This is a genomic window from Staphylococcus roterodami (assembly GCA_022493055.1).
Taxonomy (GTDB): domain Bacteria; phylum Bacillota; class Bacilli; order Staphylococcales; family Staphylococcaceae; genus Staphylococcus; species Staphylococcus singaporensis.
Genome location: CP092781.1, coordinates 994,669 through 1,005,397 on the forward strand (window position 1 = coordinate 994,669; position 10,729 = coordinate 1,005,397).

8 protein-coding genes are annotated in these 10,729 nt (G+C 30.8%); 2 read left to right on the top strand and 6 right to left on the bottom strand.

Annotated features, from left to right (window positions below; translation table 11 throughout):
• Nucleotides 1-36: 36 nt before the first annotated feature.
• Entirely contained in the window at nucleotides 37-1,047 is a 1,011-nt protein-coding gene (locus ML436_04960) for an acyltransferase family protein (protein ID UMT79084.1), read from the bottom strand.
• A gap of 152 nt (nucleotides 1,048-1,199) precedes the next feature.
• Here ML436_04960 and ML436_04965 point away from each other — a divergent pair, with 152 nt between their 5' ends.
• Nucleotides 1,200-1,619 carry a MarR family transcriptional regulator gene (locus ML436_04965; protein ID UMT79085.1) on the top strand — a complete coding sequence of 140 codons (420 nt, stop codon included), beginning with the start codon at nucleotides 1,200-1,202 and terminating at the stop codon, nucleotides 1,617-1,619.
• Nucleotides 1,620-2,053: 434 nt separating this feature from the next.
• On the opposite strand, the gene ML436_04970 is transcribed toward ML436_04965, so the two are convergent.
• From ML436_04970 to ML436_04985, 4 genes are all read right to left on the bottom strand, one after another.
• The gene (locus ML436_04970; protein ID UMT79086.1) at nucleotides 2,054-5,809 is read right to left on the bottom strand and encodes a glucosaminidase domain-containing protein; all 3,756 of its coding nucleotides are present in this window, start codon (nucleotides 5,807-5,809) and stop codon (nucleotides 2,054-2,056) included.
• 226 nt (nucleotides 5,810-6,035) lie between these two features.
• Nucleotides 6,036-6,473, bottom strand: coding sequence for a GNAT family N-acetyltransferase (locus ML436_04975; GenBank protein ID UMT79087.1), 438 nt, complete (start codon nucleotides 6,471-6,473; stop codon nucleotides 6,036-6,038).
• A gap of 152 nt (nucleotides 6,474-6,625) precedes the next feature.
• The gene (locus ML436_04980) at nucleotides 6,626-7,096 is read right to left on the bottom strand and encodes an osmotic stress response protein (GenBank protein ID UMT79088.1); all 471 of its coding nucleotides are present in this window, start codon (nucleotides 7,094-7,096) and stop codon (nucleotides 6,626-6,628) included.
• Nucleotides 7,097-7,150: 54 nt separating this feature from the next.
• Nucleotides 7,151-8,356 (bottom strand): polyisoprenyl-teichoic acid--peptidoglycan teichoic acid transferase, encoded by a 1,206-nt coding sequence (locus ML436_04985; protein UMT79089.1) that lies wholly within the window; start codon nucleotides 8,354-8,356, stop codon nucleotides 7,151-7,153.
• Nucleotides 8,357-8,797: 441 nt separating this feature from the next.
• Between ML436_04985 and fmtA the strand changes: the two genes are divergently transcribed.
• Nucleotides 8,798-9,991 (top strand): teichoic acid D-Ala esterase FmtA, encoded by a 1,194-nt coding sequence (gene fmtA / locus ML436_04990; GenBank protein UMT79090.1) that lies wholly within the window; start codon nucleotides 8,798-8,800, stop codon nucleotides 9,989-9,991.
• Nucleotides 9,992-10,443: 452 nt separating this feature from the next.
• Here fmtA and qoxD read toward each other — a convergent pair whose 3' ends face one another.
• Complete coding sequence (gene qoxD, locus ML436_04995; GenBank protein UMT79091.1) at nucleotides 10,444-10,722, bottom strand: cytochrome aa3 quinol oxidase subunit IV; 279 nt, start codon at nucleotides 10,720-10,722, stop codon at nucleotides 10,444-10,446.
• Nucleotides 10,723-10,729: the final 7 nt, after the last annotated feature.

Genomic DNA, 10,729 nt, shown 5'->3' on the forward strand with positions numbered 1-10,729 from the left:
AAGTTGTTACAGTTAATGTATTTAGACATTAGATAATTAAGAATCTTTAAATTGTGATGGTTTTTGTAAATTAATAATTGGATTCGTCCACTTACAAATAAAGTTTGTCGACAAGATATATACAATCATTACAGAAATACTAATCAAATATATATAAGTCATCATAGATATAGGTTTATCAAATGGATACCATTCAAATCCTCTGACAATACCAATAATTAGACCGTGCAATAAATAAATATAAAGCGTACGACTACCAATATATGTGTAAAAATGTTTCTTTTCAGGAATTAAATTTAAAAATGCAGTCATTGCAATTAAAATAATAGCGTATAATATGAGTCTTTTAAATGGACTAAAAATACTTTGTCCTTCATGTTCAAGGGAAGTATATGGTGAACTTCCTAGTAACCAATCGGCATTAATAGGATGAATCACATAAATTACGTAAAACATGATAAACGTAATGATAGATACTGGTATAAGCTTCTTACTTTTGAATATATTTGTTTGCTTTTTAGTGAAAATAAAACCAATATAAAAAATTGGGAAGAACACAATTGTTCGTGAAATGCTTAAGTAACTATCAATGTTTTCCGAAAACCCAGCAGCAATAGAAATTATAATTGAAACAGTTAATACTTTATATGGACTAAATCTTCTTACGATAACTAAAATAACATGGAAGAAAAATAAAGTAATTAAAAACCATAGTGCAAATACTGGATTGAATGGATCGAGTTGTAACTCATCACTTTTACCTGTTAGAAAATAGTATATTGAAAAGAATGCAAAGAATATCATATAAGGTACAAGTAATCGTTTTGCAATTTTTTCTAAATAATAAGGTTTATCAATATTTTTAGCAAAATAACCAGATATAAATAAAAATGTTGGCATATGGAAACTGTAAATAACTAAATATAAAGCAGATAAAAATTTATCTCCACTTGTATAAGGTTGTAACATATGTCCAAATACGACTAATAGTATTAAAATTGCTCTTGCGTTGTCAAAAAAGTAATCTCTCTCTTTTAATGAAGTCATATTTTTTCTCCTTTATGTCAATGAGACTCTTACTAATTTATTATATTTTGTATTAGTTATGCAACAAATTTGTCTATTGTGTCGATTAGTATTGTAAAATTTATAAAAAAAGCATATAATATTATAAATAAAATGTAGTGGAGTAGAACAACATGTATAAACAACTTGAAAAACTTATTACACTGACGAATAACGACTTAAACTTAGTGAATAGACGATTTGGGCAACGTACGGATATTACATCAGAACAGTTAGAACTTCTCCGAATATTATACAACTTCGACCGTTTATCACAGTATGATTTGACAATGAAGATTAGCAGAGAACAATCTATAGTTTCAAGATGGATTAAGAAATTAGTATTAAAAGGGTACATTACGAGTCAACAATCTAGTGAAGATCTTAGATGCAAGGAATTAATCTTAACAAACCAGGCACGAGATTTAATTTCTCAAATAAATAAAGCACGCTGTGAATTGATCGAAGCAAGATGCCAATGTTTATCAGAAGGAGAATTAGATAACTTGAATCAACTTCTTGATAAGTTAAACCAACGACGTATTTCATTGTAATATGACTAAGGCATATACATAATCAAGTAGACAGGGAAAACATTATAAATTGAATAAGTTATTACGAGCGAAAATGGCGGTGATTGTTAAAATTGATGGATGATTAACAATCACCGCCTTTTTTGCTTGTGTATGTACTGTATGAGGATGCTATTGTGTTGTTTATTGACATTGGTGCAGACGCTAATGTCGATATTTTTTATGCATCATTTGTAAAAGATATAAATTTTGATTTATTTTAATATGTTTATGAGGATAAAATCTGTTTGCTTGTTGCCTTTGTTTGATTGTCGGCAATTTCACAACCGATTTATGGTCATTTGTGGAGTTAAGTCTTTCTATATTGAAGTATAAAAAAGGATCAAAGGTCATCCGGCCTCTGCTCACATTAGTAAGTGGGGGGGGATGACTTTTGATCCTATATTTGTTGTGGTTTATTTATATTGTGGGATGTCGAAGTATTTGCCGACTTCGCCCATTTTATCGTAATAGCCTTTGATGATTTTAGCGTTGATGTTTGCCCAATCTACGTCTGTAGCATATTGGTGTGTACCTGGATGTGCAGGGTTCCATCTCATTTTGTAAAGTGTATTTTGACCAGCTTTTACATATGAGTTGCCAATGAATTTAGCGCCACCAATGATTGCTTTAGAAACTGTGTCCCAACCAGATTGTTTTGCATATTTGATACCTTCACGTAATGGATCGTTATCATACGCTGCGATACCAAATACGTTATGGAATTTTGTTGCAGTATTTGTTACAACTTTATTGTTAACTACATCTGCACCTTTTGCTAATTGAGAAGTACCATTACCAGTTTCTAATAGAGCATGTGAAATTAGGTAAACTTCATTGATACCGTACATTTGAGCTGCTTTATTGAACGCGGCACCTTGATTTTCTAATACGCCTTTACCTTTTAAGAACTGATTGATTTTATCTACAGAAATATTTTGTGGTTGATCTAAGCGTAAAAATTGATATTTAAGTGCAGGATCTTGAGCTAAACGTTTTGTATCCATAGCATATTTTACATCGTTAAAATTAGCATCTGTCCATTTACCTGGAACACGTTGTACTTGTGGTTTATATTGTAAACCAGCTTGTAATTGTGCAACTTGGTTTAATGTCATACCTGTTTGGTTATATTTAATCAATTCTTTAGCTAAATCAGTTGATTTAATCCATGCTAATTTACCGTTTGCCAATTTACCATAGTACCAAGTTTGTCCATTAATGACTTGTTGTTTAACAACAGCAAATGGTTGTTCGTTGAATGCTTTTAATGAATATTTTGCATTATCAGCATTTGGTGTTACATAATAGTAACCATTACCATTTTTAATTACATATGTGTAATTGTAATCTGTTGCTTCAGAATTTGTAGGTTTAACAGCAGTAGGAGCTGTTAAATCTTTAACATTTACCCAACCAGTACGGTTATTGATTGTACCGTATAAATAAACATCGTTTCCAACTGATACTTGTTTCGCTGCATTAAATGTACCTTGTGCAATATTATTGCTTGGTAAAATGACTTGGTTTTTAGTACCCCAAGGTACCATTGATAAGCCACTATTTGATTTGTTTACAGTGTATTTTTGAGTAGTTTTAACTTCTGTACCTAAGTTTTGCATATTTAAGTCTTTTACATTGAACCAACCTAATGGAATGTTATGACTTGAATTATTTAAAAGTACATATGTTTCATTACCATGCGCACGTTGTTTTGTTACATAGAATGTACGGTCAGCGTATTTAGCGCCACTTTTAGCTGTTTTTTCATAAACAGAAGCACGAATACCTGTGTTGTTCGCTTTAACTTGAGCAATTTTGCTAACAGTTTGAGTTGTTTGCGTTGCTTGTGGTTTAACAACAGCATAAGCTTTTACAGCTGTTTTAGGTTGTGCAACAGCTTTTTTAGGTGCAACTGGTGTAGCTAAGTACGCTTTACTAATCCAACCATTTTTACCATTAACAGAACCGTATAAATAGATTGATTTATCAATTTGCTGTTGTTTAGTAGCTTTAAATGTTTGGTTTCCAGTGCCAGTCACTGAACCTGCTTCTTGTTTATAAGTACCCCAAGGCACTGAGTATAACTTAGTACCAGGTTTAACTGTATATGTTTGCATTACACTTTCAGGTGATTTTGCATTGTTATAAACTACATCGCCTTGCTTAACCCAACCAATTAATGTTGGACTATTATAGTCTTTAACTAAGTAGAATTTATTTCCACCCAATGTAGCTTCTTTTGTGACTGCAAATGTTTTTTGAACTTCTGTTGTTGGTTTACCAGTTTTATCATAAACTGTTGTGAATAAACCATTATTTTTAGAATTTATTTGAGCAACACCATTTAAAGCTGAAACTGTTAATTTATTATTAGTTGTAGGCGTAGTAGGTTTAGGTGTTGGTGCAGGTGTCGGTTTAGCGATATCAGCTAAATAATACTTGCTTACCCAACCAGATTTACCATTAACAGATCCATATAAATAAATTGATTTGTCGATTTGTTGTTGTTTAGTTGCTTTAAACGTTTGGTTGCCAGTTCCAGTAACACTACCAGCAACTTGTTTAGATGTACCCCAAGGTACTGTGTAAAGGTTAGTTGCAGGTTTTATTGTATAAGATTGATTTACACTAACAGGTGTTTTAGCTGTGTTATATACAACATCGCCTTCTTTAACCCAACCGAATTTATTGCCAGTATTATAATCTTGAACTAGGTAGAATTTTTGATTTCCTAAAGTTGCTGTTTTAGATACTGCAAATGTTTTTTGAACTTCACTTGTTGCTTTACCTGTTTTGTCATAAACAGTTGTGTATAAGCCACTGTTTGTTGGTTTAATTTGAGCAACACCATTGTTTGCAGCTACTGTCAATTTACCTGTTGAAGGTGTTGACGGTGTAGATGGCTTAGTTGGTGTAGTAGGGGGTGTTGTTGATTGTGTACCCCAAGGTGCCACTTTGCCCATTTTAATTAAATACTTTTCATTAATTAGGTCATATAATTGATCGTAACTATAATTATGACTTCTTAAGTAACCATGTGGGTCAGCGTGGTCAGTACCACCTAAATATTTACTTACAGCATAGTGTGTCCACACTGTACCTTTTCCATCATATTCTGCACTATCTGGTTTTAAACCGTAGTATTGTAATTGAGTTGCTGCATAATCTGCATAGTTGTTCATTGAACGTGCGAATGAAGCGTAGTCATGCGTATGCACGATTTCAACATTGATGAATCTAGGGTTACCAACAGCGCCTACTCCCCAAGATAAATAATCTGTTGGTGCAGTTTCTACAATACGATTACCATCAACAAATGCATGAACAAATGCATTTTGATAATTGTTTTTCATATAACTGATTTCACCATTAATTGTCGAGTTATCGTTAGCTGTATCGTGGACAACGATACCTTCTGGACGACCAACACCATTACGATAAGCATATTTAGGGAAGTAAGATGTGTAATCTTCTTCGATTTTAGGTGCTTTTAAATTATTTTTACGAATATAATCATTAATTGATGAATTTACCTGAGGTTTATATTTAGGTAAAGACGTCTTTGGTGCTGCAGCAGCTGTTCTTGGTTGTGCAGTAGCACTAAATGTCGTTACTTTAGGTGTTGCTGTTGTAGTTGCTTTTGGCGCTGCTGCTTTATATTGAGTTGTAAGTGCTGCAGGTTTTGCTGCAGATTTAATTAATTCTGGGTTGATTTGAGAATTTGCTGTATTATCATCTTCATCATCCACTAAACTGTAACCAGCACTTGTAACATTCGCATTAGCTTTAGGCGTTGTAGTACTTGTTGATTTAGCAACAGGTTGTACTTTGTTTGTCGTAGTTGATTTAGTTGCAGTAGTGTCACCATTTACTTGTGCAGTATCAACTTTTGTATTTACTTGTGTATTTGTTGTTTTGCTTGCTGCTTTCGGTTGGACAATTGCAGGGTCTTGGTATACTTGTGTGCCTGAGATGTTTTGCGTTGGATTTTTTACCTCAGCTTTTGCTTGTTCTGTTGTTGCTTTAACTTTATTACTATCTAAGACATTTTTATTAGCAGTTTGATCTTGTGTAGTTTCAGCTGCTTGTACTTGATGTGCAGTGACTGCAGAACCAACAAGTGTTAATGCAACCATTGATGGTAGTTTGTAATTGAATTTTTTCGCCATTCTATTTATTACTCCTAACATTTATTAATTTTAATAACATTATAGTACCTGTTTTAAAGACCGGTGCGTATTTAACCAATTTGTAATATACTTTTAATTTACATTTTTCCTTTAAAAACATGAAATAAATTAAGAATCTCAATGGTGACGTGATAGTATAAATAAAATTGATGTCAATTTAAGAATTGGTTTATTACAAATGTTTCTAAAATAGATACAACTTTTTTTAATTAAATGGGGTTAATTTTTTCATCATTTCGACATGTTCAATGCCTTCCTCAAGAAATATATTACCTCGCTTTTTAAAGTTTAAACTTTCATAAAATGGAATAGCATGACATTGTGCATGCATTGTTACATTCTCATAACCTTCATCCTTTGCCAAAGAATCAACAGCCTGCATAAGTTTTCTACCAATACCTGCACCACGATAAGATTTAATTACAGCAACTCGTTCTATTTTTACAACTTTTTCATCAATAGGTCTAATACGTGCTGTAGCAATGGGTTGATTATCTTGGTCATAACCAATTAAATGAATAGAAATTGATTCATAGTCATCTATTTCATTTTCTTCAGGTACACCTTGTTCTTCAACAAACACTTTTTTTCTAATCGCAAAACAGTCTTCTAACATTTGTTGATTAATAACTTTTTTAAACATCTAATACCTCCAAATTTATAACACAAACATTTAAATTAATTTATACATCATACCATATCTAGAAGGGGATGATATTTCTTTTTAAAAACAAATAAAAAAAGCTATAAAAATGATTCAAGTTAATCATCTTTATAGCTAGTAAAAATAATTGATTACATTGCTTCTTTTCTAATGATAGCTGTGTACTGCCAAAAAATTCGCATTTGGGCAATATTCCAGTTATTCATTCCCATAGTAAATCCTGAAGGTCTAAATATATTTACATCTGTAACTTCAAGAGCAGCTGCAACTAAATATTGTAATGGAATACTTAGTGATTTCATTGTTTCAGTAATGCCGTTTTCATCATAAACCCATGAAAATGGTAATTCTGATTCAAAAACATCGACACTATTAAAAATTTCGGGTAATGCTAATATATAACATGCACCATCTACAATAGGGTTCTCAATACTATCTTTATAATAAATTAAGAGTGCTTCATAATTTTCGCGATGCTCATGATTGACGTAAAAAAATTCACTCCTAAAATGAGCCATATCTTGACTATGAATAATTTGTTGTTCTAACACATTAAACATACCATTTATATTAGCGATTTTTTCATATGTTTTTCGACTCATATATGATGCTCCTTTCATAAATAGTTTATGTTCAAGATTAATATCTAATTAATGTTAATTTGTTACGCCATTTTGATTATTTGTAGTCTGTGGTGTTTGTTGCGCATTATTTTGGTTTTGATTTGTATTTTGATCTGTTGCAGTTTGTTGTTGGCTATTAGAGTCACTATTATCGTCAGAAGACTTATCTTTATCTTTATCAGTCGTATCATTTTGTTCTTTTCTCAACAAACTACTATCTAAAGGAGTTAATGGAATTAAAGAACCGTAATGGTTAATAACACGTTGATCTAAGAAATCATTTTTATCATTAATAGGTGATAGTTCTAAATCTTCACGAAGTAAGTTTGCATATTTTTGAATACTTTCAACGCTAGGATGATAGTAGTAAATGCCATTCAACATATCATCTTTACCTTTTAATTGTGCAGTTTTGATTTTAACATCGTTTGTTAAATACATTTTTGCTAAAGCTTTAATTTCAGAGTTCGTTAAATTATGTTTAGCATTTTTACCAACAATTTGAATTACATTATCTAATTTGTCGATAGAATCAACTTCTTGTGCTTTTTGGAATAAAATCTTAATTAATTCCATTTGTCGTTGACCACGTTTTAAATCTGAATCATGGTGTCTCGTTCTAGCAACTGCCAAAGCTTCATCACCATTTAATTTTTGGTAACCTTTTTTAATTTTAATCTTTCCAGTATCATCTGTGTTAGGTTCATTTAAGTCATATGGCACATCATAGTAAATGCCACCAAGCTCGTTTACAGCCTCTACAAATGCTTTCATATTGACTCTTACATAATAATCAACAGGAACATTCATTGTAGCTTCAACAGAATCCATTGAGGCAATTGGGCCACCATATGCATGGGCATGTGTGATTTTGTCATAGTATCCAACTTTTGGAATGTAACTAATTGTATCACGGGGAATACTAAGCATTCTAATTTGATGTTTAGATTGATTAAAAGTAGTTAAAATCATAGCATCTGATCTTGAGTGTTCAGCATCTTGCCCTTTCTTTCTTCTGCCATCATTATCATCGATACCTAAAAATAGAATCGAGATAGGCTGTTCTTCAGGATTTACTTTTTTGTCACGTAAATTGGATTGACGATTAGCATTTTTACTATCTTGAGAAGATTCGAATGCGTCTTGAGACGTTTTAAAAAGTAACGTAGCATAGACTATTGGAACAACAATTAGAACCAATGCTAGAAGGATCAAAAAGTATTTTAAAAATTTATTCATGATTGATGCTCCTATATTAAATTTTTTGTTAAATCATAATCATTATTTTAAAATATAATTAGTTGAACGTTAAAAATACAACATCATTACTAGTACATTATAGCCTTAAATTGTAGTACTTTATAGTAAAAATTACAAATGTTATGACAAAGTTGCTTGTAATTTGAATGTTTTGTTAAAACAAAAAGCATTTTTAAAAATATAATGCGACTTTAGTATGATGTCTAAAAAAATTAAAGGCGTAATATAAATTCAAGTGATTTATACAATGCGATAAGGTATAATTAATTTTGTTGTAATAAGAGCTTAATTGAAAAAATATTACTAAATAGTTTTAAGTGTAAACGACAGTTTTTAATTATAAAGCTTTGATATAACTAAGCTAGTTTATATGGAAACTATTTACAAATAAAAACGAAAACATTGTGAGGCAATTATCAAATGAAATTTAATAAAGTAAAATTAGTTATACATGCGTGTGTACTATTGTTCATCATTATTAGTTTGGCATTAGTTTTCCATCATTGGGAGACTAAAACGAGTTCGCTCGAGCCAATTCATAAAGAAACAAAGTTATCTGATAATGAAAAATATTTGGTAGATCGAGATAAGGATAAAGCTGCACCTTCTAAGTTAAAGACCGTTTACAATAGCAAAGACCCTAAATATAAGAAAATTGATCAGTATTTACAAAGTTCATTGTTCAATGGATCAGTAGCCATTTATGAAAATGGTAAATTGAAGATGAGTAAAGGTTATGGCTATCAAGATTTTGAAAAAGGTATTAAAAACACACCAAATACGATGTTTTTAATAGGTTCTGCTCAAAAATTTTCAACGGGCTTATTGTTAAAACAATTAGAAGAAGAACATAAAATAAACATTAATGATCCTGTTAGTAAATATATTCCTTGGTTCAAAACATCAAAACCAATACCTTTGAAAGATTTGATGTTACATCAAAGTGGATTATACAAATATAAATCTTCTAAAGACTATAAGAACTTAGATCAAGCAGTTAGAGCGATTCAAAAGCGAGGTATTGATCCTAAGAAGTACAAAAAACATATGTACAATGATGGGAATTATTTAGTACTAGCTAAAGTAATAGAGGAAGTTACTGGAAAATCTTATGCAGAAAACTATTATACAAAAATTAGTGACCCATTAAAATTAGAACATTCAGCATTTTACGATGAAAAACCATTCAAACAATACTTAGCTAAAGGTTATTCGTATAACACTACAGGGTTATCATTCTTAAAGCCTAATATATTACAGCAATACTATGGTGCAGGTAATTTATATATGACTCCATCAGATATGGGGAAATTAATTACACAAATACAACAAAATAAACTATTTAATCCTAAAATAACTAATCCATTATTACATGAGTTTGGTACGAAACAATATCCAGATGAATATCGCTATGGTTTTTATGTTAAACCAACATTAAATCGTCTAAATGGTGGATTCTTCGGTCAAGTGTTCACAGTGTATTATAATGATAAATATGTTGTAGTACTTGCTCGAAATGTTAAGGGTAATAATGAAGTTCAAATCAAGCACATATATAATAATATTTTAAAACAAAATAAACCTTACAATACAAAGGGCGTTATAGTTCAATAAAATTATGGAAGGTATAATATGCGAAATGACATTAAGGGAAAGTTAAACCTGAAATGATCATACTGCATATTATATCTTCTTTTTTGATTTGAAAATAAAGAAGGGGATTTTAAATTAATGACTTTCAGATTAAAATGATGCTTTTACAATGTACAATTTTGATTATTTAAATTTGGGTAGCTGTATGAATGGAGAAGAAAGTAGGTTGAGGATAAACATAAAACCTGTAGGTGACCAATTATATTTTTACAAAGATAAAAATCATCTGTAAATGAACATAATAAAAATTTGGAATATATTAGATATTTTTAATGAAAGGCAGTAATTTATTAAATAGAGTAATCTAGAAAGTGCTTTATATCACGTTGACATTTCTACTAAATTGAATAGTAATATAAAAAACCAGCTAACATAGTGTTAGCTGGTTAAACTTTACATTATTTAAATGTTGTTTATAAGTGAGAAGAGTGACCGCCTTGCATAACCCAGTATGTTCCGATTACGAAACATAGTGTAATGACAAGAGCAAAGATAACTTTGAAAGTTTGTAAACGTCCATCTTTACCTTCAGTTAAATGCATGAACATTAATAATTGAAGTCCTGCTTGAACGAATGCAAAGCCAAAGATAATTGTCAACTTCGCATGGAATGTTAATGATGTGTATAGTGTTACGTAAACTGCTAAAAGCGTTAATACGATAGATGCGATAAATCCGACTGTATGTTTCATTATTGTA

What these genes read in the sequence shown, in the direction of transcription:
- ML436_04975 (UMT79087.1), bottom strand. Translation starts at nt 6,473, where the DNA reads ATGTTTAAAAAAGTTATTAATCAACAAATGTTAGAAGACTGTTTTGCG.
- fmtA (UMT79090.1), top strand. Translation starts at nt 8,798, where the DNA reads ATGAAATTTAATAAAGTAAAATTAGTTATACATGCGTGTGTACTATTG.
- ML436_04960 (UMT79084.1), bottom strand. Translation starts at nt 1,047, where the DNA reads ATGACTTCATTAAAAGAGAGAGATTACTTTTTTGACAACGCAAGAGCA.
- ML436_04965 (UMT79085.1), top strand. Translation starts at nt 1,200, where the DNA reads ATGTATAAACAACTTGAAAAACTTATTACACTGACGAATAACGACTTA.
- qoxD (UMT79091.1), bottom strand. Translation starts at nt 10,722, where the DNA reads ATGAAACATACAGTCGGATTTATCGCATCTATCGTATTAACGCTTTTA.
- ML436_04980 (UMT79088.1), bottom strand. Translation starts at nt 7,096, where the DNA reads ATGAGTCGAAAAACATATGAAAAAATCGCTAATATAAATGGTATGTTT.
- ML436_04985 (UMT79089.1), bottom strand. Translation starts at nt 8,356, where the DNA reads ATGAATAAATTTTTAAAATACTTTTTGATCCTTCTAGCATTGGTTCTA.
- ML436_04970 (UMT79086.1), bottom strand. Translation starts at nt 5,809, where the DNA reads ATGGCGAAAAAATTCAATTACAAACTACCATCAATGGTTGCATTAACA.